This is a genomic window from Chitinophaga pinensis DSM 2588 (assembly GCF_000024005.1).
GTDB lineage: Bacteria > Bacteroidota > Bacteroidia > Chitinophagales > Chitinophagaceae > Chitinophaga > Chitinophaga pinensis.
Window position 1 is genome coordinate 6439059 of record NC_013132.1, and the last position, 26434, is coordinate 6465492.

22 protein-coding genes are annotated in these 26434 nt (G+C 45.3%); 14 read left to right on the plus strand and 8 right to left on the minus strand.

Annotated elements, in window-relative coordinates:
* Nucleotides 1–25 precede the first annotated feature (25 nt).
* From CPIN_RS25570 to CPIN_RS25585, 4 genes are all read right to left on the minus strand, one after another.
* Nucleotides 26–2068 (minus strand): S9 family peptidase, encoded by a 2043-nt coding sequence (locus CPIN_RS25570; RefSeq protein WP_222838152.1) that lies wholly within the window; start codon nt 2066–2068, stop codon nt 26–28.
* Between the two features lie 231 nt (nt 2069–2299).
* The gene (locus CPIN_RS37020) at nt 2300–2704 is read right to left on the minus strand and encodes a hypothetical protein (protein ID WP_012792760.1); all 405 of its coding nucleotides are present in this window, start codon (nt 2702–2704) and stop codon (nt 2300–2302) included.
* 54 nt (nt 2705–2758) lie between these two features.
* The gene (locus tag CPIN_RS25580) at nt 2759–3505 is read right to left on the minus strand and encodes a LytR/AlgR family response regulator transcription factor (RefSeq protein WP_012792761.1); all 747 of its coding nucleotides are present in this window, start codon (nt 3503–3505) and stop codon (nt 2759–2761) included.
* A 3-nt stretch (nt 3506–3508) separates the two neighbouring features.
* A complete protein-coding gene (locus CPIN_RS25585) occupies nt 3509–4579 on the minus strand; it encodes a sensor histidine kinase (protein WP_012792762.1) in 1071 nt (356 codons plus the stop codon).
* Nucleotides 4580–4960: 381 nt separating this feature from the next.
* Between CPIN_RS25585 and CPIN_RS25590 the strand changes: the two genes are divergently transcribed.
* Entirely contained in the window at nt 4961–5347 is a 387-nt protein-coding gene (locus tag CPIN_RS25590; protein ID WP_148230642.1) for a hypothetical protein, read from the plus strand.
* A gap of 15 nt (nt 5348–5362) precedes the next feature.
* A complete protein-coding gene (locus tag CPIN_RS25595; protein ID WP_012792764.1) occupies nt 5363–5791 on the plus strand; it encodes an RDD family protein in 429 nt (142 codons plus the stop codon).
* 124 nt (nt 5792–5915) lie between these two features.
* On the opposite strand, the gene CPIN_RS25600 is transcribed toward CPIN_RS25595, so the two are convergent.
* Nucleotides 5916–6443 (minus strand): hypothetical protein, encoded by a 528-nt coding sequence (locus CPIN_RS25600; protein WP_012792765.1) that lies wholly within the window; start codon nt 6441–6443, stop codon nt 5916–5918.
* A 250-nt stretch (nt 6444–6693) separates the two neighbouring features.
* Here CPIN_RS25600 and CPIN_RS25605 point away from each other — a divergent pair, with 250 nt between their 5' ends.
* Complete coding sequence (locus CPIN_RS25605; RefSeq protein ID WP_012792766.1) at nt 6694–8820, plus strand: hypothetical protein; 2127 nt, start codon at nt 6694–6696, stop codon at nt 8818–8820.
* A 136-nt stretch (nt 8821–8956) separates the two neighbouring features.
* On the opposite strand, the gene CPIN_RS25610 is transcribed toward CPIN_RS25605, so the two are convergent.
* Together CPIN_RS25610 and CPIN_RS25615 are read right to left on the minus strand one after the other, a co-directional pair.
* Nucleotides 8957–9400, minus strand: coding sequence for a cold-shock protein (locus CPIN_RS25610; protein ID WP_012792767.1), 444 nt, complete (start codon nt 9398–9400; stop codon nt 8957–8959).
* A gap of 549 nt (nt 9401–9949) precedes the next feature.
* Nucleotides 9950–10834 (minus strand): sugar phosphate isomerase/epimerase family protein, encoded by an 885-nt coding sequence (locus CPIN_RS25615; protein ID WP_012792768.1) that lies wholly within the window; start codon nt 10832–10834, stop codon nt 9950–9952.
* A 448-nt stretch (nt 10835–11282) separates the two neighbouring features.
* On the opposite strand from CPIN_RS25615, the gene CPIN_RS37025 reads away from it, so the two are divergent.
* The 5 genes from CPIN_RS37025 to CPIN_RS25640 all read left to right on the plus strand — a co-directional run bounded on the left by CPIN_RS37025 (nt 11283) and on the right by CPIN_RS25640 (nt 17442).
* Entirely contained in the window at nt 11283–12032 is a 750-nt protein-coding gene (locus CPIN_RS37025; protein WP_012792769.1) for a hypothetical protein, read from the plus strand.
* A gap of 254 nt (nt 12033–12286) precedes the next feature.
* Entirely contained in the window at nt 12287–12850 is a 564-nt protein-coding gene (locus tag CPIN_RS25625) for a PhnA domain-containing protein (protein ID WP_012792770.1), read from the plus strand.
* Nucleotides 12851–13005: 155 nt separating this feature from the next.
* Nucleotides 13006–15486 (plus strand): hypothetical protein, encoded by a 2481-nt coding sequence (locus CPIN_RS25630; protein WP_012792771.1) that lies wholly within the window; start codon nt 13006–13008, stop codon nt 15484–15486.
* A 177-nt stretch (nt 15487–15663) separates the two neighbouring features.
* Nucleotides 15664–16488 (plus strand): hypothetical protein, encoded by an 825-nt coding sequence (locus tag CPIN_RS25635; protein WP_272867917.1) that lies wholly within the window; start codon nt 15664–15666, stop codon nt 16486–16488.
* Between the two features lie 57 nt (nt 16489–16545).
* The gene (locus tag CPIN_RS25640) at nt 16546–17442 is read left to right on the plus strand and encodes a Ppx/GppA phosphatase family protein (RefSeq protein ID WP_012792773.1); all 897 of its coding nucleotides are present in this window, start codon (nt 16546–16548) and stop codon (nt 17440–17442) included.
* Between the two features lie 120 nt (nt 17443–17562).
* Here CPIN_RS25640 and CPIN_RS25645 read toward each other — a convergent pair whose 3' ends face one another.
* A complete protein-coding gene (locus tag CPIN_RS25645) occupies nt 17563–18222 on the minus strand; it encodes a dihydrofolate reductase family protein (protein ID WP_012792774.1) in 660 nt (219 codons plus the stop codon).
* 162 nt (nt 18223–18384) lie between these two features.
* On the opposite strand from CPIN_RS25645, the gene CPIN_RS25650 reads away from it, so the two are divergent.
* The 6 genes from CPIN_RS25650 to CPIN_RS25675 all read left to right on the plus strand — a co-directional run bounded on the left by CPIN_RS25650 (nt 18385) and on the right by CPIN_RS25675 (nt 26356).
* On the plus strand, nt 18385–18759 hold the full coding sequence (locus CPIN_RS25650; protein ID WP_012792775.1) for a DUF7674 family protein: 375 nt from the start codon (nt 18385–18387) through the stop codon (nt 18757–18759).
* Between the two features lie 71 nt (nt 18760–18830).
* Entirely contained in the window at nt 18831–19820 is a 990-nt protein-coding gene (locus tag CPIN_RS25655; protein ID WP_012792776.1) for a hypothetical protein, read from the plus strand.
* A 234-nt stretch (nt 19821–20054) separates the two neighbouring features.
* Complete coding sequence (locus CPIN_RS25660; protein ID WP_012792777.1) at nt 20055–20477, plus strand: hypothetical protein; 423 nt, start codon at nt 20055–20057, stop codon at nt 20475–20477.
* A gap of 175 nt (nt 20478–20652) precedes the next feature.
* Entirely contained in the window at nt 20653–21738 is a 1086-nt protein-coding gene (locus tag CPIN_RS25665) for an efflux RND transporter periplasmic adaptor subunit (RefSeq protein WP_012792778.1), read from the plus strand.
* 24 nt (nt 21739–21762) lie between these two features.
* Entirely contained in the window at nt 21763–24930 is a 3168-nt protein-coding gene (locus tag CPIN_RS25670; RefSeq protein WP_012792779.1) for an efflux RND transporter permease subunit, read from the plus strand.
* Complete coding sequence (locus CPIN_RS25675) at nt 24923–26356, plus strand: TolC family protein (protein ID WP_012792780.1); 1434 nt, start codon at nt 24923–24925, stop codon at nt 26354–26356. Before CPIN_RS25670 ends, CPIN_RS25675 begins: the two co-directional genes overlap by 8 nt.
* Nucleotides 26357–26434 lie beyond the last annotated feature (78 nt).

The window sequence follows — 26434 nt, forward strand, 5'->3', positions numbered from 1 at the left end:
CACTATAGTGTAGGGGTTCGCAAATTTAATAAACATCCCAATCATCCAAAATAATCGGAGCCGGCTTGTTGAAGTGCAGGCTGAAAAAGCCCAGCATTGCCTTATAAAAAGCAAGCTGATTTGCTTCTTTCTGAAAACCATGCCCTTCATCATACTTCACCATATAAGGCACCTCTACGCCCTTTTTACGTACAGCGGCAACGATACGGTCCGACTCCAGGATATTTACCCTGGGATCATTGGCCCCCTGTACAACAAATAAGGCCGCATTGATCTTATACGTATGATAAATCGGAGAAACTTCCTTCGCGATCTTAGCTTCCTCCGGATCATCCAGGTCATACCAGATGTCTTTCAGCATATTTTTTAAGGGCTTCCAGTACGGCGGTAAGGCATCAAAAAAAGTAAATATGTTAGAGATACCTACATAATCCACGCCTGCTTTATACAGGTAAGGCGTTTTGATCAGTCCCATGAGCGTGGCATATCCCCCATGACTGCCGCCATAAATACCTATATTTTCGCGATCGGCCCAACCCTGGTCAATGACATAATGCACACCGTCTTCCAGGTCATCCATGATCTTACGACCGGTTTGTTTGAAACCTGCACGGAAAAAGTCCAGGCCATATCCATCAGAGATACGGAAGTTAATATGCAAAGTGGCATAGCCCCGGCTGGCAAACAGCTGGGCTTCCGGATTAAAACCCCAGGTATCACGGATACCATGAGGACCACCATGCGGATCGACAATCAGCGGTACCTTCTTTCTTTTTGAGGCGTTGGCAGGTAAAGTGATATATCCATGTATCGTTAATCCATCCAGCGATTTAAAGGTGATCGGGCGCATAACGGCCATATCCGCCTCCCTTAGTTGTGGCATCAGATCACACAACAAGGCTGTTTTACCCGTCTTCCTGTCGTAGTGGTAAAACCTGCCGTATAAACGATCACTGCTTACTTTCACCAGGTATTGCTCTTCGTTCTCGGTTTGTGCAGCAATCTGGAACTGGTAGCCTTTAAACTGCTTCTTCAATTGCTTATAGATACTGCTGAAATGTTTGCTGACCGGTTTAATGATATGCTTTTCTCCTTCATAATCTATATAATCAATTTCCCAGTTCCTCTTTCGCGACAAGGAAAGATTGGATACATCATAGTCTTTGTTTGAATAGATCTCCCTGATGATCTTTCCTGCTTTCAGGTCATACAGTACAATACGTGCTTTATCTGCCTCAAGATTCGTCAGTACATATGCTTCATCCGGATTAGCCGATGCATAATTAAAAGATAAAATGGTGAATTTATTATACCAGGGAATAGTCTTTATCAGCGAATATTCCTTTGCATCTTTCGATTTATAGAAGTACTGCATCTCCTTTCTATTATTCATTCTGGAGAATGCCCGAAGATTGCCGTCCTTATCAAAATCATATAGATTCACAGGATTGGTCAGATCACTATTCTCATACAATCTGACCATTGCTCCAGTATTAACATTGATTTTGTAAGGTTCGAAATTCTGCGGATTGTCTCTATTCATAGAGACGATAATAAATTCTCTATGCTCCGGCAGCCGTTTCAGTATAGTGGCCCGTACGCCTTCGTAGGGTGTCAGATCGATATTACCTGAACCATCTGTATTCACGGCATATAAGTGATAGTTCTCATTACCGCCATCGTCCATCATATATAACAGCCGGCTATCTGATGCCCAGCCGTATCCGATGATAATGTTCTCTGTTTCTTTCAGCGCACAGGTAGTTTTACCCGTACTCACTTCTCTGACCATCACATTGCTTTTACCATGTTCGTCACGTTCTCTGAAGGAAATATAGCTGCCATTTGGCGATAACTGAAAATCAGCGGACTGCGGATGTGCAAAATAGTCTTCTACACTATATTTGTAGTTACCCGCTGACGCATCCATCAATTCCTGTAATGCGCTCTCAGAAGAAACCAGGGCCGGATTACCCGGCCTGGTTGTTCCCACCTGGTGGGATATCTGAGCACTACTGATTGTCATACTAAACGTACCTATTAATGAAAGAATAAGTTGCTGTTTCAAAAATCTTTTTGGGTTTATGCCTCGTTAATAATCAAATTGATAAAACACTACAAGATCCTTTCCTACTGACCAATAAAAGTCCTTTCTTTTCCAGAAGCCTTTCTGAAAACAGTATTTATATAAAAGAAAGCTGAGTTGCGATTACAGGGTGGGGCCCCGATACCCTGTATTTAATTGCAGATCTGGCAGGAATAGTTGAGGTATAACAGGTTAATCTTGAGAAATGGAAGATTACTGATACTTGATAAAAGTTGCCTGCACCTTTTTAACCTTGATATTGTTTGTTACAGAACCGCCGGTATATGTATTCTTCTTCTTGCCATTATCGATAGCGCCAAAATCATTCCTCTGGCTACCCGTCACTTCTTCCGTCAGTTTCATGATCACCCCATCTGCGCCCTTTCCTTTTCCCAGATTAATGACCTTTTCCTGTACCGCGTTCAGCGAACTCAATCCCTGACCAACCTCGGATGTACCCATTACCTCATAAGGCTTTTTCACATCTGCTGCATCCAGATAAATATCTACATGCTGTGTCGGCGTATAGGTTTTACCAAGATAAGCAGGTCCTGAACATGCCGTTAACAATGAAAGCACGAGCACTACACCTGATTTAAATAATGATAACTTTTTCATTTTTTGAGTTGTAAACTGATTGTTTGGTTTTAAAATAATTTATTGCTTGCTATATTAAACAGACGCTCCCGGGTCTGCGTCTTCTTTGTTTTTATTAGTGATCACCTTGTCCAGCATCTGCCCCATAAACACATCACGGTATGTTTGTCCGATGGGAATCTGATCTTCTGTAAATTCCAGGTGAACCATATTCCCATGAATCATGATGATAAAAGGGATAGCGATGATGAAAGATTTATGGATCCGCAGAAAGCGGTCCCCAGGTAGCTTCCCTTCAAGGCTGCCGATATTCAGCTGTGCCATCACCTGCTCTTTGTCACGGGTATGAAAACAGACATACCGTCCTTTTCCTTCGATGTAAATGATGTCGTTCACATTTATCTTCAAGAGCTTTCCCTTATACTCGGTTTTGACCAGTATAAAATCATCCGTTTCTTTTTTGGGTGATGCGATTGCTTCCTGTGCCCGTTGTACCGCTTTCAGAAACCGCGGAAAGAAAATGGGTTTTAGCAGGTAATCCACCACATTATGATCATATCCATCCAGCGCATATTCTCTGAAAGCTGTCGTCAATATCACCTTATATTTTTCGTTCAGCAATTGCAGCAGCTCTATCCCTGACATACCCGGCATCTGGATATCAAGGAAGATGAGGTCCATCTCTGTCTGATGCAACAACTGCAAGGCTTCCACAGGATTGGTCGCGGTACCTGCCAGCTTCAGAAACGATGTCTGCTCAATATGCAGTGTCAGCAATTCTATTGCATGTGCTTCGTCATCTACGACAATACAATTGATCATGACTTACAGGTTAATGATTATCTCGTTTGAATAATAGTTTTCGTCTTCTTCAATCACAAATGACTGCTTCGCACCATACATAAGCTGTAAGCGTTGCTGTACATTGCTTAGTCCGATACCCTTGGAGGGTTCTTTCGGGCCTTTTTTCTTCTTGTTGCTCACCTTAAAAGAGATACGGTTTTTTGTTGCGTTTAATTCAAAACTCACCTGGTTCTGTTCATCATTCAGATCACCGTGTTTGAACGCGTTCTCTACCAATGTCACAAGGGCCAGAGTCGGCACATGCATTTCGCTCTCTTCTACATGCTCCTGGTATTTGATCTTGAGCATGTGATTAAACCGGATCTGGTTCATTTCTATCACCTTCTTCATGTGATCCACTTCCAGCGTGAGCGGTACGGTACCCAGCTCTCCCCAGTCGTCCAGTGCATAACTCATGATCTCTGATAAGAGGTGTACGGCGTGTGCGGCTTCCGGACTCGTCTTCAGTGTCTTTGTATAAATAAAGCTGAGCGAGTTAAACAGGAAATGCGGATTGATCTGATACCTGATAGCAGAAAGCTCTGCCTGCAGTTTTTGCTTCTCCAGTTCCTCCTTTCGCCGGTGCACTTCATTGGACGTTATGAGGGTGGCAAAATAAATCGATACCATCACCATAATGACATCAAGGATGACCGTAGTAACCAGAAAAGTATGCGGCGAAATATGTACGTTTTCTCCGATGGCGGGATCAATTTTTTTGAAGTGCCAGCAGTACTCATAGACTGTCAGTAATATCAGAAACAGTATACACTTTAACAATGCTCTTTTCCATTTCCTGGTCTGTACCAATGGCAGCGCCAGGTGATAGATCAGAATATAATAAACGATCGTTCCCTTGATGATTGCATGACCAAAATTGAAATAAACAGCCTGGCTGCCGCCAAATTGTTTGATGGTCGTTTCGGGCCCCTGTAGTCCGATCAGAAAAAGGAATACCGCTACACTCCAGGTCGTATAGATTGCCAGGATGATCAATATCTGCCGCCAATGTTTCCTGACCGGCGCCAGTATGTTAAGGTCTTTTATACTCATATACATTTTTCTGTAAATGCGCCCTAGCGGTTATGCTCCTATGCGCGGCGCTACAGTCACATTTATGATGCAATATTAGACCATATGCCGTTGCCGGTAAAGTATTATACAACAACAGCCAGATTACTGACACAAACAACCTTATTCCTGCTAATTCGGTAGCTCCGGAGGGTTAAAAACCGGCATAACAGGATAATTTTTAACCTTTTGCTCTTTTTACTGTTATTATGCGGAAATGCCCTGCACCGCAAAAAACTATTAGCTCCAGAATTATTGCGGCTATTTTCTGCTCTATTCACTAACGATCTAAAACAACATTATGAAAAGGATTATATTAATCGGAAACAAATCCTGGGAGTAGAACCTATTTTAAATGCCCTGTTGAATGTAAGAATCCGTCCGGTAGCCCTTCCCAACCCTACACACCTCCACTACCCATGGACTTTCACGCAGGGCACTGCCAAACCACGGGCGGTATGGGATTCATTCCGCCAATCCACCATAGAACTCTGGTGTATACGGGATATTATGGACGCTAAATGGAATCCTTCCAGTTCTCAGGGTAAACATGAATGCCTGCCCAAAATACTGGCCTATCGTCCGGAAAAATCCGATATTGTAGTAGCTTTAGGTACGGCAGCCCTGGGGCTTAACGGTGGTAACAACAACGGCTGCGGGTCGGACATTTTGCGCGCTCCGTTCCCAGTGCTATCGACTCCGGCTGTCAACAACCTGGCATTCAATCCGCTTTATCACAACTGTCATTAATAAACCTATACCTATATGTCTGAACAGACAAACGCCCCTTTACCTGACGGTATTACCTACCCCACACTGGTAAAAAGAGTACAATCGATATTTATTGATACCGTTTTTATCGTCGGCCTCACCTTCGCTTTTTCTGCTATTTTAAGCAGTTTTGATAGTGTACCCGACTGGCTGCGCATGTCGGTATTTATACTGATATGGGTGATATACGAACCCCTCTGCGTGACATTTGGCTGTACGCTGGGCAACTATGTTTTAGGTCTCCGTGTACGGGATAACAATAACATCGGTGAGGGCATCAATATCTTACGCGCTGCACTGAGATACGCGCTGAAGGTGACGCTGGGATGGATCTCTTTTGTGACGATTCACAGCAACAGCAAAAGAAGAGCTATACATGACCTGGCGGCTGGCAGTGTCATGATCCTCATCGAGCGAAAATAACCACCTGTCAAGTAAACCCTTCAATACAACCGCCTGGTTGTGCGCTTCGTCTCTGGCACCATACAAAAGCGTAATCTTCCGCTTTGTCTGCGTCAGCTCCCATAGCTCATGCCAGGCGGTATTATCATTTCAAACCTCGTTCCTCCATTAACTTTGTCTGCATAGCATCCAGCACTTTCTTCTGCTGCTGCCATTCATTCATATCTCCATTAATAGTGAGGACTGTTCTCTTCTGTGTGGCCGCCACAATGGTGCCGATTAGCCCACCAACGGCAGCGCCAACCAGCGCAACAGCCGCCATGTCTTCCCCTACAGACGTCTCAAGATCGAAATAATCACTGCCGCTGTTAAGCGACTCATGTGCCGCCAATCCGGTTATTGCACCCGATAAGGTCCCGACAATACCTCCGATTAAAATAGGATGCCCGAAAGATCGTTTTGTTTTAATGGTACCGATATCCCTTACATAAATTTCCACCGGGACTTTGCCACGCCGGAGTTGTATAGAGCTGTCTGTGGTGGTGAAGAGGTTTCCTTTGGCAATCATGTAACCATGTTGATCAAATATCCTGATGAAAAGGTGTTTAGCCTCCAGAGGACTTATGTAAAAGAACAACATGAGCAATAGCAACAGGTAATAGTTCTTTTTCATAACCAAGATTTAGAAGTACAGATATATGCTACAAAAAACGTTGTGGTCCTGGAGTTTAATAAGATATGACGGTCGGTTTGAGGGGTACCCGTCTTTTGGGGGAAGTTGTTACAAAGATAAAGATTATATTTAGTTGCCGGAAATCCGGTCCGTTACCCTGAAAATTGCCGGATCCGATTTGAAGCCCCTTTTTTGTTTGTCTGATGTGCATGTTTTTATTCCCGTTATTATACACCTCTAAGCATATACTATGACTACCAAACCCGTTCAATTTGATGTGAACGTCAAAGACGTTGTGATCACCGCAGGCGCTTTTGAAATTGTGCGTGCTGTTGATGGACATATCTCCCATCAGCAAACAGCATTCAACGGCAACAGTTTCCACGCTGACATCGACACCAGCAGCGCCGCTTATTTTGCTGTCACCGTTTCCATACACAGCTACCGGCACAACAATGTGCAACACACAGTAAAAGATAAGCCGATTAGTTTGCTGGCCACCTTTCTCCTTCCTGCTGTTGCTCATTCCGTCATCGTTTGTCCGGAATCATCCATTGCATCCATCTATGCCTTTGCGCGTATGACCACCGTCGCAGATGAAGGCTGGGTACATATGCGGGGTACAGAAAGGAACATGAAGATCGCTTATGGCATGAAACAGCAGTTTTACAAGACGGCAGGCGGTATTGCAGAGATAATCCGCAACTCTCCTAATGGTTTTGAGACGAACAGCTACCCGATGTTCAATTCGCTCTGCAACCTGTTTTATTATTGTCTGATCAATGAAAAGACCGCGCTGAGCAAAAGCTTTTACGATCAGTTCCTGGATTACGCCTGGCATGAGAAAGGCAAACAGAATCACAATTTTCTCCAGGCACTCAGGAACATGCTGTATGATCCCGGCACAAACGCGGCGGAGATCTTCCGGATGCTGGCTGACAAAAAAGAGATCTACCAGGACTCTCTCACGTCCATGCACGTACCAGCAGCAAAGCAGGTACCGGATCAATGGACGCTTACGCTGAAAGCTAATTCCTCCGGGGCGAAGAACTTCATTCCTGCGGGCGCCGCATTTGTGGTATTTGATGCAGATGATAATGCCTGGATAGCGAATAATTTCAGGGCAGGCAGTGCCCTCTCCGGCACACATTGTCCGGTGTACAGGTATGATGCCAGTCCTGCGAGTTTTTCCCCTGTACAGGGCGGCGGACTATTAGGCGTGGCATTTGGCGTGGCAATAGACCCTACCAGACAGTATATCTCCTTTGGTAATTTCGGATGGGGACCAGAACTGAACAATCCACAGGAAGGGAGTGTTTCGCGGTTCTACTATAAAGACGGTAAACCGGTAAGTCCGCCGAATGGCTATACACTGGGGCTTTCCCGCGTACAGGGTATGGACTATGACAAAGCCGGTAACCTCTGGATGGCTTCTGTCGGCTGCCAGGATCCCTTTGCTCCCTCCAAGACAGGCGTATACCCTTTTGAAAGCCAGCCCAGCGCTGTAGTGGTCTACCTGAACGGAGACCCTTCGGCAGACAATGTGGTGATCTGCGACGAGTTTCCTGTCAAAAAAAAATTCCTGTCTGAACCTGAATTTACCCGGACCCCTTATCTCAAGATCTTTGATGTAACACCTGATCATGCAGGCAATGCCTATGTTTCCTGTATCGGGAACTATGATAAAGACAATCCTGACAATTGTGTGCTGTCAGCTGTCTATAAAATGGCCCTGGAAGGTAAAAAGCTGGTCGTAAAAAACTGGTGGTTCAGCGACTATTATAACCAGGATAATGACCACAGAGGATTTGAATCTTTACGGCAGGTCACTGTAAATGGACAGGGAGACGTTATCGTAGTAGGTGTAGCAAGTAGCAGGGCGACTGTACTCAGTCACGATCTGGCCCATGTAAAGGGGTATTATGATAGTAATACCTATGCGCCCTGGGGGGTTAAGATCGATCGGCAAGGGACGGTTTTCCTTGCCAATTTCGGACACGAGAAATCTGATTATACGGATGACCAGACGCTTGACATAAAGGGGCCTTTTGGCGTTACCATGTTACGCGATCCTGCGCGCCCTGAAACAGCCAGATTGCTTACAGTGCCGACAGGTGGAGCGGAAGTTACACTGGCCAACGGACAGCCTTTGTATGGTACACAGACCAGACCGGTCATTGTGGATGAAAAGCCGACAAAGGTAAGTGTTCGGATGCGGTGTCATCAGCCTATTATGCGTCTGACATCTACCAATATAGACGGTGCCGGCAATCTGTGGTGTATGAATAACTGGAAACCTTCTGCTGTTATAGATGTGGCCGATAATCCGGGGGGAGATGGTGTGATGATCTTTCTGGGGATAGCTGAGCCTGAGTAATTTAGGCAGCAGATGCTTAAAAAGGATGGGATTTGCATAATTTCATATCCGGCTGTCAATCTCAGTCGGATATGAATTATTTTCTTACATCTATACAAAACATACCGGCGTTCGCTTTCGTTTTGTGTAGGACCTACTATTTAGCGGAGGTGATCTTCGTAACGTTGATCGCGTTAAATCCACGTGGACCTTTCTCACGCAGGAAAGAAACTCTGTCTTTCTCCTTTACAGGATGCGCTAACTGGTTCATATGAAAGAATACGCTCTCTTTCGAACTATCATCATTGATGAATCCAAATCCTTTGGAAAGGTTAAAGAAAGAAACTACTCCTGTTCTGGTGGGATCCTCCTCCGGTCGGGGAGTTGCACCGATATTAATGTCACTCAAAGCGATCTCTCCTGCGTTGCCACTTGGCGGAACCGGGCTGAGATTACCATTTTCGTCTACGTAAGCCAGCATATCTTCCAGCGACTTGCCTTTATTATTGTTGGCTTTGCGCTCCTCTTTTCTCTGGGCCTTGTCTTGTTTAGCCTTAGCTTTTTTATTTCTTAACTCTTTTTTGGAAAAGGACTCACTCATATTTTTCTGGTTTAATTATCCTGCAATATCGCAGACGGCCATTCTACGGCCTGATGAAGTAATATAATAACGAATATCAGTTTGCTATCTCATGGTGCTTTTTGCAGATATGTGGTTTTTCTATCTTTTGTACAGTCAAAATACTTACACCTTACTGCACATATCCACATATAATTAAAATCATATACACATATTCCCCCCTTTTTTACGGGGCTTTACCTCTATTAACCGTAGTTAAGATGCTGTTAGATAAGTACTTTCTGTAGTCTGGCCGCTTAAATTAACACGTAAATAGTCCTTATTACTACTTTTTAATACGTGAAAACGGCAGCTGGAAAAGCGCAGACTGAAGAAGAAAAAGATTGATTCCTAAATCAGAAGAAGCCTGGGCAATAGCCTGATATTCATTGAAGGTACGATTTTTAATCTAATTAAAGGCACAAAGTGTGAAGTATTGAGTATCCCCTAAACGAAGAATCCGTCCCTAGTGTTAGAACACCACAGGACGGACCTCTATAAATGAGCTGTAATAAGCTTATTGAAATGTCCCTAAGACAACAAATTCTTCTGGATATACTGGAAGCTTTCCTTAATAGATCCTATTTCGTCCGGTTTGTAGTTATTCTCGTGTTCAACGAAGAAATGCTTCATACCGGAAGTGGATGCTTTGGCAAAGATCCGTTTGTAATCAATGCTACCTTTACCTACTTCGGTATTCTGGTCGCGGTTTGCCTTGTCCATATCCTTTACGTGCCACATCGGGAATCTGCCCGGATGTTTTTCGAATAAAGCTACAGGGTCATTGCCGGAATGTACTGCCCAGTAAAGGTCCAGTTCGAATTTCACCAGCTTTGGAGATGTTTCCTCCAACAGGATATCGTAACCGGTTTTAGCGCCATACTTCGTGAATTCAAAATCATGGTTGTGGTATCCCAGTTTCAGACCGGAAGCCTTACACAGTTCTGCCGCCTGATTGAGCTTTGCAGCTATCTTTTTATAGTCGTCAGCACTGCTACGCAGCTCTTCTCCCAGCCAAGGTACTACCAGGTACTCAGCGCCGATGATCTTTAACGCCTCAATATTGGCTTTCAGATCAGCGGTATCACCGTCTTTAATGAACCTGTCGATACTTACGTGGCCGCTTACGGCGGTCAGTCCGTTTGCCTTCAGCAGCGCTTTGAACTCCTTAGGAGACAGTCCCCAGAATCCGGATTGTGGGTTATAACCATAAGTTTCAACCTCTTTATAACCGGCAGCTGCGATCTGTCCGATAACACCTTTTACGTCCTTTGGCAGCAAATCACGCAGCGTATACAGTTGGATACCCACCTTCTTTACCTTACCTGAACCGGCAAAGCTGGCCAGTGAAGGTAACAACAAAACGCTTGCAGTAGCGAGACCCGCCTGTTTGAGAAATGATCTTCTTGAATGCATTATTAATCGATTTTCGAGAAGCGGAAGATAACAGTATTTGTGATATTATGCAAGATATGTGATTAGTTACCCACATCAGTCGAAATCTATTTGCAGTGTGTAATGTATATTATATCTTTGCCGCCCGGCATTTTTGCCACAAATGATCTTTTATTCTTAGCGCAGAAGGTAGACTGAATAGTGGCCGGAAATTACTTTAAGCTGTAAAATCCTTTATAAACGAGAGACTCGTTGTGGCTTCATACCACACCCTCACTTAGAAAGAAAGAACCCGCGTATTCACTTACGCGGGTTCTTTCTTTCTAAGGACCCACAAAGGATGCGGCCCACTGGAACATACCCCGTCTCAGCGCAGTCATGAAATGCGAAAGCACTCATTGCTGCTCCTGCAGATGTCAGCTGATAAGATCAGGGAAAATAAAATATACGCTTAATCAGAACTCAATAAATGCAACTCATTCCAACAGATCATACGGAATTTTTTCACTGGTTTAAGAAACATACAGAAACATACTGGAACAAGGACAGAGATGCGTCACCTGAAGAAAAATTATGTCCGGAATGGATACAGGGCGCTAAATGGATCGGCATGACGGATGAACAGATAGACCAGGTACAGGAAAAATACGCCGTAGTCTTTACACCGGAACACAGGGCATTTCTGAAGATCTTACACACTATCGACCGCAAGGAAAGAGTATACAACGCAGGCGGCGATTACTACGAGCAGCCCTTCCTGTTTAACTGGCTGGAAGATGAAGAAGCCATCCGCCTAAAACTAAACTTCCCTTATAACACCATACTGGATGATGTATTACGTATGGGCTTCTGGCATAACAGGACCTGGGGAGAAAGACCCGATAGCGACGAAGACAGAACTACCGTATTCACCGAACTATATAACACAGCCCCTAAAGTCATTCCCTTAACCGGACACCGTTACCTCGTGGCAGATGCTACCCTGGAAAGAAAACCGGTATTGTCCGTATGGGGAGCAGATATCGTCTGTTATGGCCTCGACCTCAGAAAATACCTGCTACACGAATTTAACGAACACCTTGACATACGTCATCGCAGATACGATGTAGAAAATGAACAGTGGGAATGGGTATTGAACGAAGAATATAAACCCAGTTTCCTGTATGAAGACCAGTCGGATGTAAGAAAAGTGAAGTTCTGGGGCGATTTTGTGATGTAATAAATGACACGTAAATAAACCCAACCGCCAGTTTTATCATATGGTGACATGGATAACCGGCCGCAGTGCCTGTACCATTTGACGATATTCAGTTTGAACCGCTCTGGGAAGTATTACCGCGCTAAGCCTGCACCTGCTACTGGTTCCTGCAGCATCCAAAAAATGACATTTGACAGTTCTGATATAGATATTAAGTATGTCATATCCCCGCCCTTATCCCTAACTTTGCGGCTTTCTTACCGCAATACATTGAAATGAGCACAACTATTACGCCTGCCTTAAAAGACCGTAGCAACGGTACCTGCGAACTTTGCACCACTGAAGCGGCGACTATCGCCTTCGCTGTAAGCCCTAAAAATAACGACGTCATTGAAAATGAAGTGGCTATCTGTCAGACCTGCGCTGACGCCATGAAAAATCCGGACGCCGTTATGCACTGGCACTGTCTCGCAGGAAGTATCTGGAACACAGAACCCAGCGTACAGGCTTTAAGTTACAGACTGCTTTACAAACACAAAGACCAGGAATGGGCATCTGAGATCATTGATACCGTTGAACTGGATGAAGCCGTTAGTAACTGGGCGTTAAGCGCATTTCAGGTAAAGGAATTACACCGTGACAGCAATGGCACAGAACTGCTGCATGGCGATACCGTTGTACTGACACAAGGACTAAACGTAAAAGGAGCCAATTTCATGGCGCCTAAAGGAACAATCGTGAGAAGGATTAAACTCGTGCCGGATAACGTAGAGCAGATAGAAGGAAAGATCAATGACCAGACCATTGTGATCCTGACGAAATATGTGCGCAAATCGTAGCCATAATGTTTGACTGTATACTAATACGGCCCTGCGATTTTCGCGGGGCTTTTTTTTAACAAAACTACAAGCAAAACATCCTCCATCCCTGATTTTCGCCATCACTATCTATCAACTTTCTCCTTATCTTCACGCCTCGATTAAACTTTTATCCTGTGAACTTCAAAACATTATTGCTCAAAGACGCAATAGCACAAAAATTGTTAACCTCTCTGGCGGCCGACTTCGACTCCCTCATGAAAGAATCAGAAGAGCTGTTTGTCAGAATTTACGAGGGGGACACTGTTCTGCATGAATCGATTGACCTGTACGACCTCTTTTATGAAGAAAACGTAGCCGGCATCATTGTAAATGGCAACCTCACGGTCAATGGTACCATTATCGACTACGAGCTTGACACCTATTCCTGTTTCCTGCAGGTAAAAGGTTCCCTGAGCTGTCATACTTTGGCATCCGGATGTGCAGAAATACTGGTAAGCGGTGATGCCAATGTCACAGAAGCACTCGTAGCCTTTTACAATCACGGTACCCTTGAAATTGACGGTGACCTGCACGCAAGACTATTGGTCGTAGACGATCATGGTATCTCCATCTATGGCAAAACCAACGCAACTACCTATTGCCGCGGATGGCACATCAAAGGCGGTGCAGATTACACCGACTGGCGGGATATCCTCTTACCGGAAGTAGCAGCTGAACTGCTGGATGAAAACGATTATCTCTTTGCCGGCGATGTCCGCCTGCTGAAAAAGCTGCAGGACCAGGACACTGTCTTCAAAAAAGAAGCAGGCAATTTCTCTGCGGAGCATAACCCTGTTGCCAGAGTCGTCACCTGGAAAGAGATCAAGCCCCTCATTCAAGACCTGAAATGTGAATACGAGGAATATCCTTTCGCCATCGCCGAAAAACAATCTGAACAGGAACTGGGAAAGGAAAAATTCCTCCTGTATGAAGGCAGGACCATCCTCAATGAACTGGATCTGGTAACCGAAGAATACATGGGGATCATTGTTATCGGCGACCTCCATGTAAAAGGCAGTATAATCAGTGAAGATACAGATGGCGCTATCTCGCTGATCGTACTCGGTAACCTGAAGGCGAAGAACATGTGTGTCGGCGGACAACTCATCTACATCACCGGTTATCTCGCTGTTGAAGAGATGATCATGGGTATCTACAACCATGGTGAAATGTATGCCCAGTCGTATGTGTGGTGTCCTGTAGTCATCAATGACGACTATCACTTCTACTTCACACACCTGGCTGGTGTTAAAATTCTTGAGTTTACGGATGACAATGATAAAGACATTATCAGGGAAAAACTGATTGAAGAGCTGTTTGATGAAGAAGAATGGTTTGTCTATTACAGTGTTATCCGTGAAGGCAAACCTTTGCTGAAGGAACAGCCTTCGCGTAACATCATTACCAAAGAAGACCTGGCCAACCTGATGAATATTCCCCTGTTCGGGCCTCAGTCCTACAACTTTGCTTTCAGCGAAGACGACTGGTATATCAGCGTAGACAGAGGTGGGTACATCGACGACGACGGCGAACCCGTCGCTACCTCACTCATCGCGATCAACAGCGAAAAGAACCGCTATCTCATGTGGTACATGGAAGAGGACGAGACCATCAGTACACTGGTGAAAGATGCCAACGATGAATGGATACCGGCACAACCTAAATGGAGAAGCTGGATCGCAGAACAGTTTACCGCTGTCGAGACAATCATTTTCCGGAAAGTACGCTGGAATAACAGGCACATCAAAGTCATCAATAATGAAGAACTCTGGGCACTGATCTGGATGTTCAGAAATGACCAGGATGATGATGAATTCCGCGGAATCGCCAATGAAGTATTTACACGCGTAATACACGGCGCCCTCTTCCCTTTTGCCTATGTCTACATCACATTCGCTGAAAACAGTGAAGAACGTGGGCTGGCACAAAGTCCGGAAGCGATACATAGAGTAGCATTGCTGGACGGTCTGATCGCAAACGGCCTGATCACAGAAGTCTCCACTGAGGGCCCGCTGGCAGAAAGAGTAGCAGCACTCAATATAGTGACAGAATACACCTGGGGGTATAGTCCCGAACTGGATGAAAGTTACGAGGACAAGCCGATCGACAGAGCTTTTATATGCAAAGAGAACGAAGAGTTGCTTTGTGTCAATGGTGCATTACTGCGACTGGATATAGGCACAAGGTCCTATATTCTTGGGGGTATGAACCTCGATGAAATAGATCTGGCCACAGAGCGGATGCAGGCATTGGGTATCAATGCCAAATATTTCACTGCCGCAGATGAAAAAGAAGAAGCGTCGCTGAAACAAGTGGCTGCTGCAATGCTCGCCATCGCCAAAGAAAATAACACCGAAGCCCTGCATCTGTTGCGTGACCGTGCGCCTGTATTATGGAACTACTTGTATAATGAGCGTGGTGACATCGCTTTCTGGCAGGAATGGATAGATGACTTTAAATCCTGGCTGATCCTTAAAGCAGGTTCTTCCCATACATTTAGGGGAGAAGAAAATATTCCGCCTTTACACCCTGATGTGGAGTTCTGGATAGACTGGTGCGAAAAATATGATGTGATAAAGGAAACTTCTGACACCTCCGTTCCGGATGAAGAGTAGCTGATATTGCTCTTTCTATAGTCTGATAGGCTTTATGCTCCGTTAATGCTACCTTCAAAAGCCAGCATTAACGGAGCATAACTATATCTTCACTTATGTCTTACTATTAATAATTTACCCCTTTTTGACCATATAAACAAAACAAAAGTCAAGTACCTTCGCATTCCAAACAACCTGCTGCGAATGAGCCGAAATGACTGGACAAACGATAAATTGTTCGAACGGTTAATAAATAACCAGTCCACCCGTACCTACTGGGAGAATATCAAAACATTGTGTTCCCGCCCGGAAAAAGCTGTCTTTAAACGTTGCGCTACGCTGACCAGGTCAAAGGTCCCACGCGAAAGACGTATAGGGATAGATGTACTTTCACAACTGGGTGGCGCAGCACGTCCTTATCAGGCGGAAACACTGGCATTGTACGTTCGTATCCTTCCTGAAGAAACCGACCTGAAAGTCCTGGAATCCTTATTACATGCGATCGGTCACAACAATACAGGAATGGACAATCATAGCGCTGAAAAACTGGCCGCACTAAAAACACATCGCTATGCAGTCATAAGGTTTGGCGTTGCCTGCGCACTGAAAGGCGTTGACAAACCTGCCGCTATCGATACACTGATTACGCTCTCCGCCGATAAAGACACGGATATCCGTGACTGGGCCACCTTTGCACTCGGCTCACAGATCAGCAGAAATAATAAAGCCATCCGGGAAGCCCTCTGGGCCAGAACCAATGAAGCGAATGAGGATACCCGCATGGAGGCGATCGTCGGACTGGCACTCCGCAAAGACCTACGCGTAATGGACCTGATCCGCAAAGAATTACAAAGGGGCGATGCCGGCACATTGTTATTTGAAGCCATTACTGAACTGGGTACCAAAGAGTTTCTGCCTGATCTCAAAAAGCTGCATAAACAATCAGCCAACGATACCAGCATCCATCCTACCTGGAGGATGAAACTGGAAGAGACCATCGCCACATTGCAGTTATCGGCCTGATAAATGATCACAACGCAATAAACTAATCAATAGCTTTACGATAAACTGAACCATCTCATGAGAGCTGCTGTCATAGACCTCGGTACAAACACCTTCCACCTGATCATCGCTGATCTTTCCGGTGAGGAGAAAAAGATCCTCTATAAAACCACTGTTCCGGTCTTATTGGGCCAGGGCCGTATTAACGAAAACATGATCATTCCCGAGGCTTTTGAAAGAGGGATCAATACCCTGAGAAATTTCAAAAGCATCATTGACGCGCATCATACAACATTGATAAAAGCGACCGCCACATCCGCAGTAAGAAGTGCTGTAAACGGACAGGACTTTGTTGATAGTGCGCGGGAAGTAGGTATCCATATAGATATCATCACTGGAGAAGAAGAAGCTGCCTATATTTTCAAAGGCGTACGCGCCACTGGCATCATTCAGCAAACCTCGCTGGTAATGGACATCGGCGGTGGCAGCACGGAGTTTATTCTCTGCAATAAAGAAGGACAGATCTGGAAGAAAAGCTATAACATTGGCGCCGCCCGCTTGATGCAGGCTTATTTCCACTCCGATCCGATCAGTCAGGACGAACAACAATCTATCGTCGACCTACTCGACAATACTTTGCTGGAACTGAAGACAGTCTGCGCAACACATCAACCTGAGATGCTGATCGGTTCTGCCGGCGCCTTTGAATCATTTGCCGCCATGCTGAATAACGGAGAAGAAGTGACCGATATAGCAGCCATACCCCTGGATATCAACCGTTATAAAGCACTGGCAACCCGGCTGATTGCGTCTACGCACGAAGAAAGGACACACATGAAAGGACTCATCTCTTTAAGGGTAGACATGATCGTCATCGCCTCCATCCTCACCAACTACATCCTGGAAGAAATTAAACTAAATGCCCTCAGTCTGTCAACATATGACCTGAAGATGGGCGTACTGTATTCATTATAATGGATGTCAGCATTTGTCCACTGCCCGGCTGCGGTGGCGACGCTCCATTCAAAGTAAGTACTACTATTAAGCAGGCCATCTGAAAGACGTCATCATACGGGCTTTTAGACTACCTGTAGGTCAAGCCTTTGCATGTTTCTCTCTTCTGGCAATTTCGGCCTCATTGAGTTCACCATCCGGTATGGAAGCCGTCTGCACTTCCCCGTCCGGCACATAACTCGCTATGATCATACCCTTATCGCCAACTACTGTTTCTACCAGTTTCCATTGCTGCGGACGCGTTCCTTCCTGGAATAATTGTTTGCCTTTTCCTAAAGTGATCGGGTGTATCCACATATGCAGTTCATCTATCAGCCGCTCCGCCAGCAATGTTTGTACAAGTCTGCTGCTGCCATGTACCAACAACGCCGGCCCCTCTGCACTTTTCAGTTGCTTTAATGCATCAACAACATTTTCACTGATCAATGTTGAATGCTTCCAGGACAGATCTACAGGCGTTGTAGCGACCACATATTTCTGAATACGGTTAAACATTTCCCCGATGGGATTATCGGCATGATAGGGCCAATACGCGGCAAATATTTCATAAGTACGTCTGCCTAACAATAAGTCATACGGCTCCGACATGATCTTCGCCAGTTGCTGATCTGTCAGGTCGTCTCCGTAAGGGAAAGACCAGCCTCCCCATTCAAAACCATTGGAAGTATCTTCATCCGCTCCACCGGGAGCCTGTAATACGCCATCCATAGTCATAAACATAGTAACGATAACCTTTCTCATAACAGTGTGATTATTTATGGTACAAAGCTACAGGATCGCCACATCCCCTATACGGGGTAATTGAGACAGGTAACAGGCATTTTACGACAAAAGCAGACTCATACATGATAATGCATATTATTATATCTTTGCATCCTGTTTACCACCAGATAATATGTACAGATGAGTGTATGGAGAAGGAAAGCCATTGAATGTATGCCCGAAAACAGGGCCGAACTGCAAAACCCCGGGAGCTCTATCTATGAAGCATTCTTCGAACTGCTGCCAGCGATAAGAACCGCCCACCGGCAAAAGGATACCGCAAAACTAAAAAGCTGTTACGCATTTGCGGAATGGTGTTTCAGCCAACGGGAAAAAGACCTCTGGAATGCAGCAGGCGTCGCTTTTTACGAGCATCTTGCAGACAATGAAGAAACCCTTAAGGAAATGCCCAAATGGGTGAAGAGAAGCATTTATATACAGATACGGGACCTGCTTGTTTTAAGAGTCGGCGAAGACCTTGTAAAACAGATAGATAAGTTGTACCAGACGTTCTAACGCCAGCATCAATAGTATTATCAAACAGAAAGTATATATTTACGTAAGTAATGTTCGTTTAAACCATCTTTATGTCTATCACAAAAACCCGCTGGAAAATTGAATCCGACAGGATCGTCATTCAACCCTTTGGCCTATTTTTTATTTTAGCAGGCGTATTAGCCCTGATCTTCGCCGGAATTATTATCGCCTTCCAGGCGATGGGCGAGCAAAACGTTATTGGGACAGCCCCCTTTGCATCGTTTCTGTTTATCACACTTGCATTGTTCTTTCTCGGTGGTTTTACGTATATCGTATTCGACCGTACGAATGGTGTGATGAAGAAAATGTTATTTGGTTTCATTCCTGTCAGGAATATCCCTTTCAACAAGCTACAGGGCGTCAATATCGTCACCCAGCGTCCCGGTGGTTTCAGTTTCCGCCTCTTTACCAAAGCCCATAAATATGGCCGCGGTATTACGCTTTCTTCAGGATACAGCAAGGATACGGATAAGAATGCCGTTGCATTTAGTAATGAAGTTGTTCCATTGATCCATCAGTTCCTGGATGCCGTAGATCCCCTGCCGCAGGCAAAGCTCGAAACAATTACGGACTTTAAGTACTTCATCCCGGATGGCGGTGTGTACACCCTGAAAACAAGTAAGATCGGCCTGCTGATATTCGGAGCCGCCTGTCTTGCACTGGGCATTCATGAATGTACCTCTGCTGCATGGATGAAAGACCTGAACCCTATCGGTAAGGTACTCATGACCGCCGGTCCTATCGTATTCGGCGTGTTGCTGATCGCAGCTGCTTTCACAAAGGTGACCTTCAATACCGGCACCCGTATGATCGAAAGGAAAAGTCCGATCAGACTAGGCAATCATCAGCATCCGTTTGAGCACTTTGTAACCTTCCAGACCATCCGCAAAACATACAACGGACTTTATTCCGGTACAGAAGTACATATGTATTTCCAGAAACCCGGAGAGAATAAAGAGAAGGTATTGATGTTAGCCTCTTTCAGAAATACGCAGAAGATCGAACGCTTTATTCAGGAAGTGAATAGTATCATGAGGTAGAAAATTTCCAGGTATATAAAGAGGGTCATTCATAACAGAATGGCCCTCTTTAATTATAACCGTTCGTCCCTAAAAACGGGTACATACTATAATTGAATAATATTTTTGCTATCCGCCAAAAGCGGCACTGTACAGCCGGTTAACTGAAACCGGTATTACTTATAACCATACTTTTTTCCGTTTATAAAATACGGGCTTGTCTATATAAGCAACTTTATATAATTTTAGCATCTGATGAAAAAGGGGTTAACTGGATTTTTTCTCACGCTGTTTTTTCTCCTGATTGGCGTATATCACCAGTCGTATGCTCGTACGAGCCACGACGACATCGGCTGTACCCTGAGAAAAGTGTTTGAAAATCCGGAGTATTTACATCTCGCAACCACCTACCACAGACATGGCCTGCATAAAACACTACATGCGCCAGGTAAGTCTAAAAAGAATTATATAAAGATTTACGCCGCTGACAATGAAGAAGATGACGACATTGCTTCTTTCAAAAAAGCCCTTGAAATACCCCGTGATCTTACCGCTTTCTTCGCTGACTGTTTTACTGACTATTCTTCCCAACAAACGATACAGGGCTTAGCTGCTAACAAGCCACTATCCTATCTTCCTGCAGATCGTTACATCTTATTTCTTGTAATCAGGATCTGATTTACCTACTCCCGGTCATATCCCTGCGATTGCCCGTTTTTTTTATGCTCGTTTTATTTTACTCAATACGTCCGATAGCATCGTCTATAAGGAATGCGCTCGTGTATTGCATAATATACATCACATAAACACAATTATCCGAACCAACATACCGCGCTGAAAAAGCAACATTACCATGAAAAGAATTGTCATGCTTACGGGCCTGGGGGCATTGCTTTGCCATACCAGCTGCAAACCATCTAAAGCCGAAGAAAAAGAAGGCGACAGCAAGTTTTTTGTTACCAATCCTATCAGGATGGACACGGCCGTCACAAAGGAATATGTATCGCAGATCCGCTCTGTCCGGAACATTGAAATAAGAGCCCAGGAAAGAGGTTACCTGGAAAACATCCTGATTGACGAAGGACAGTTCGTAAAGAAAGGACAACTCCTTTTCAAGATCATGCCGAAGATCTATGAATCTGAACTCGCAAAAGCACAGGCAGAAGCGAAGGCCGCAGAGATCGAATTACAAAACACACAGGCATTGTCTGACAAAAACGTCGTTTCCCCCAATGAACTGGCCATGGCAAAAGCCAAACTGGAAAAGGCAAATGCAGAAATGTCCCTCGCAAAAGTACACCTCGCATTTACAGACATCAGGTCTCCGTTTGATGGCTATATAGACAGACTCCCCCTCAAACTGGGTAGCCTGATAGATGAAGGCGAATTACTCACCACCCTGAGCGATAACAGTGAAATGTTTGTCTACTATAACGTCTCAGAACCAGAATACCTGGATTACAAAAACAGTGAACAGAATGGCGCCAAAACAAAGGTAAATCTGCTGGAAGCCAATAACGAGCAGTTTAAATATCCTGGCATCGTTGAAACTATTGAAAGTGAATTCAATAATGAGACAGGTAATATCGCCTTCAGGGCCAAATTCCCTAATCCGGATAAACTCCTGAAACACGGTGAAACCGGTAAAGTGCTGATGACGGTTCCACTGAAAAATGCACTCATTATTCCGCAGAAAGCGACCTATGAGATCCAGGACAAGAAATACGTATTTGTGGTAGACAAAAACAATGTGCTGAAATCAAGAGAAATCGCCATCGAGGCACAGATGCCTGATCTTTTCGTCGTAAAAAGTGGTGTGACTGAAAATGACAGAATCCTGCTGGAAGGTGTACAGAAAGTGAAAGACAATGATAAGATCACTTATCAATTCCAGGATCCCGCTACTGTTATTACCCATCTCAGACTAAAAGCGGAATAGTGTAACCATTAAAACACATGCAAAATGTTCAGTAATATTATTAAAAGGCCCGTCCTTTCTATAATGCTCTCACTCATTATAGTTCTCCTGGGGGTATTGGGCATGATGAGTCTTCCCGTAACGCAGTTTCCTGCGATCTCACCCCCTACCGTAAAAGTAACAGCGGAATATCCCGGTGCGAACGGTGAACTACTGGTAAAAACAGTGATCATTCCACTGGAAAGAGCCATCAACGGGGTACCCGGTATGAAATATATGACCTCCGATGCGACGAATACCGGTGAAGCCAATATCCAGGTTGTATTTGACCTGGGTACAGACCCTAACCTGGCGGCGTTGAATGTACAGAACCGTATCGCTAAGGTGATCAACAAACTGCCTCCCCTGGTAATACGCGAAGGCTTGCTGACCAGTCTTGAACAACCGGCAATGCTGATGTATGTGAACCTGCACAGTACGGATAAACATACAGATGAACGATTCCTCTACAACTTTGCGGATATCAATATCCTGCCGGAACTCTCCCGTCTGAAAGGGATCGGTAGTGCCCGTATCCTGGGTACCCGTGAATACTCGATGCGTATCTGGCTGAAACCAGACAGAATGCTGGCGTATAAAATCTCGGCAGAAGAAGTCATGAAAGCCCTGAATGAACAGAGTCTGGAGGCATCTCCGGGTAAAACTGGCGAAAGCTCGGGTAAACGTTCGCAGGCATTCGAATATGTCATGAAGTATCCCGGTAGGTTCAGTACCAAGGAAGAATACGAAAATATCATCCTGCGGGCCAATCCCAACGGAGAACTCCTACACCTGAAAGACGTCGCAGATATAGAATTCGGCAGTCTGTTCTATGATATCTATTCCGACCTGAATGGTAGTCCTTCGGCCGCCATCGTATTAAAACAATACTACGGTAGTAATGCCAGCCAGGTCATCAAGGAAGTAAAAGAAAAACTGGAACAGATCAAGTCAAGATCCTTCCCGCAGGGAATGGATTATGAGATCAGTTACGACGTATCCAAGTTCCTGGATGCCTCTATTGAAAAGGTATTGCATACCCTGGTAGAAGCATTTATTCTTGTGGGTATAGTGGTATTCCTCTTCCTGGGTGACTGGCGATCAACGCTCATACCGGCACTGGCCGTACCGGTGTCACTGGTGGGTACTTTTATCTTCATGCAGTTCTTCGGACTGACCCTCAACCTGATCACCCTCTTTGCGCTTGTACTGTCCATCGGTATTGTGGTGGATAATGCCATTGTGGTGATTGAAGCCGTACACGCGAAAATGGCAGAAGAACACCTCTCGCCTTACCTGGCTACAAAACGGGTCGTCCATGAGATCAGCGGCGCGATTATCGCGATTACGCTGGTAATGGCGGCCGTGTTTATTCCGGTGGCCTTCATGTCTGGTCCGGTAGGTATCTTCTACAGACAGTTCTCTATTACCATGGCGACGGCGATTATCCTGTCCGGTGTGATCGCATTGACGCTCACTCCTGCCCTGTGTATCATGATGCTGAAGAATACCCATGGGCACCCCAGAAAGAGAACACCGATCAACCGCTTCCTGGACTGGTTCAATAACCGCTTTGACAAACTGACCGGACGCTATACCCGCCTCTTACGCAGGATCGTCAACCGCAGGGTTGTCACTTTCGGTATACTGATCGGCTTCTGTGCCGGTACCTGGTTCCTGAGCAACACCGTTCCTCCGGGCTTTATTCCTGCTGAAGACCAGGGTATGATCTACGCGGTGATCCAGGCGCCTCCCGGCTCTTCGCTGGAAAGAACCAACGAGATCTCCAACAGATTACAGAAAATAGCGGAGAAGATCGATGGTGTGCAATCTGTATCCTCCCTGGCAGGTTATGAGATCCTGACGGAAGGTACAGGATCTAACTCCGGTACCTGTCTGATCAACCTGAAAAGCTGGGAAGAACGCAAACATTCCTCAGAAGAGATCATCCAGGAGCTTGAAGAGAAAGCCAAAGATATACCCGGCGCTGTGATAGAATTCTTCCAGCCGCCAGCCGTTCCCGGTTATGGTGCAGCAGGTGGTTTTGACTTACGCCTGCTTGATAAAACCGGTACCAACGACTATAAGAAAATGGAAGCGGTAAACAGGGATTTTGTAGAAGCATTGAAGAAACGTAAAGAACTGACAGCCCTGTTTACCTTCTATAGTGCCAGCTACCCGCAATTTGTGTTGCATATTGACAACGCGATCGCACAGCAAAAAGGCGTGACCATTGCCAATGCCATGCAGACACTATCTACCCTGATTGGTAGTAACTACGAGACCAGCTTTATCCGATATGGCCGTCTTTACAAAGTGATGGTACAGGCAGGTCCGCAGTACAGATCTATGCCGGAAGATATCATGAAACTGTATGTCAAGAACGACCATGATGAAATGGTGCCATTCTCCACTTTTATGAAAATGGAAAAGGTATATGGTTTGAATGAGATCACCCGTTACAACATGTTTACTTCTTCTGCGATCAAGGGTTCTCCTGCTCCCGGATATAGCAGTGGAGACGCGATCAAGGCCATCCAGGAAGTAGCGCAGCAGAGTTTACCAAGAGGATATGATATCGACTGGGGTGGTATGACCAAAGACGAGGTAGGACGCGGTAATGAGGCGATCTATATCTTCCTGATCTGTCTTGCATTCGTATATATGATCCTCGCTTCACAATATGAGAGTTTCATGCTGCCATTAGCAGTAGTGCTGTCATTACCGGCGGGTGTATTCGGCGCATTCCTCTTCCTGAAATTACTGGGACTGGAAAACAATATCTATGCACAGGTAGGTATGGTGATGCTGATTGGGTTGTTAGGTAAGAATGCGGTGCTAATCGTGGAGTTTGCGGTACAGAAGCACCAGTCAGGCGAGTCGGTATTCCGCTCTGCGATAGAAGGTGCGAAAGCGCGTTTCCGCCCGATCCTGATGACTTCCTTCGCCTTCATCGCAGGGCTGATACCATTGGTATTTGCAACAGGACCCGGTGCGATCGGTAACCGTACGATCGGTACGGCTGCTGCGGGCGGTATGCTTTTCGGAACCATCTTCGGGGTTATACTCGTACCGGGCTTATACTATTTCTTCGGTAAAATAGCGGAGAAACACAAGCTGGTGAAACATGAAGAAGAGCTTCCTCTAACTGAAGAAATTGAACACAATGTTTAAAGGAAAAAGATACAGATATATCGTAGGAGGCTGCATTGCGCTGGGTTTCACCGCGTGCAGCATTCCTAACGCCGTTGAAAAAACAGAGAATAAAAACACGCCTGCCAGTTATAATACATCTTCAGATACAGCCAATATCGCCGGCATCAAATGGAAGGAATACTTCACGGATCCTTATCTGGCAGCGCTGATTGATACCGCATTACAACATAACCAGGAGTTGAATATCACGCTCCAGGAGATTGAGATCAGCCGGAATGAGATCAAAGCCAGAAAAGGGGAATACCTGCCATTTGTAGGCATTAAAGGGGCGGCTGACGTAGAAAAAGTAGGCCGTTATACCAGTCAGGGTGCAGGTGACGCCACGACGGAGATCAAACCAGGAAAAGAAATGCCGGATCCTCTGCCCAATTACCTGGTAGCGGCATACGCCACCTGGGAGATTGACATCTGGCACAAGCTGCATAATGCCACCAAAGCGGCTGTTTCCCGGTACCTGGCATCCGTTGAAGGCAGGAACTTCATGGTGACAGGTCTGATCGCAGAAATCGCTAATTCTTACTACGAATTGCTGGCGCTGGATAACCAGCTGACGATCGTAAAACAGAATATCGAGATCCAGAATAATGCGCTGGAAATCGTAAAGGTGCAGAAAGAAGCCACCAGGGTCACCGAACTGGCCGTGCGCAAATTCGAAGCAGAAGTACTGAAGACGAGAAGTTTACAGTATGATATCCAGCAGCAGATCACGGAAACTGAGAACAGGATTAATTTTCTACTGGGCCGTTATCCGCAGCCGATTGCCAGGAATGATGAAGCCTTTGGCAAATCACTTCCGGCAACGATACACGCAGGTATGCCTTCCCAGCTGCTGGCCAATCGTCCGGATATCAAACAGGCGGAACTGGAACTGACAGCTGCCAGACTGGATATCAAAGTAGCGAAGGCGCAATTCTATCCTTCCCTGGGTATTTCAGCGGCACTGGGTTATGAGGCATTTAATCCTGCATACCTGCTTAAAACGCCTAAATCCCTGCTGTATTCCATCGGAGGTGATCTGATAGCACCACTGGTGAATAAGAACGCTATAAAGTCCGCTTATGCCAGCGCAAACGCCAAACAGATACAGGCAGTATATAACTACGAAAGAAGTATCCTGAATGCATATGTTGAAGTGGCCAATCAGTTGTCTAAGATGCAGAACCTGCAAAAGAGCTATGACCTGAAGTCACAACAGGTAGCTGCTTTGTCACAAGGCATCAATATTTCAAATGATCTATTCAAATCAGCGAGAGCTGACTATATGGAAGTATTGCTGACCCAGCGCGATGCATTAGAGTCCAGGTTTGAACTGATAGAAACACAGAAAGCGCAGATGAATGCACTGGTGGATATTTATCAGGCACTGGGAGGTGGTTGGAATTAATACCGGATAGACGATCGATAGACGATCAGGATGTATATTTAAACAATAAGGCCCGCCTTTCCAGGCGGGCCTTATCCT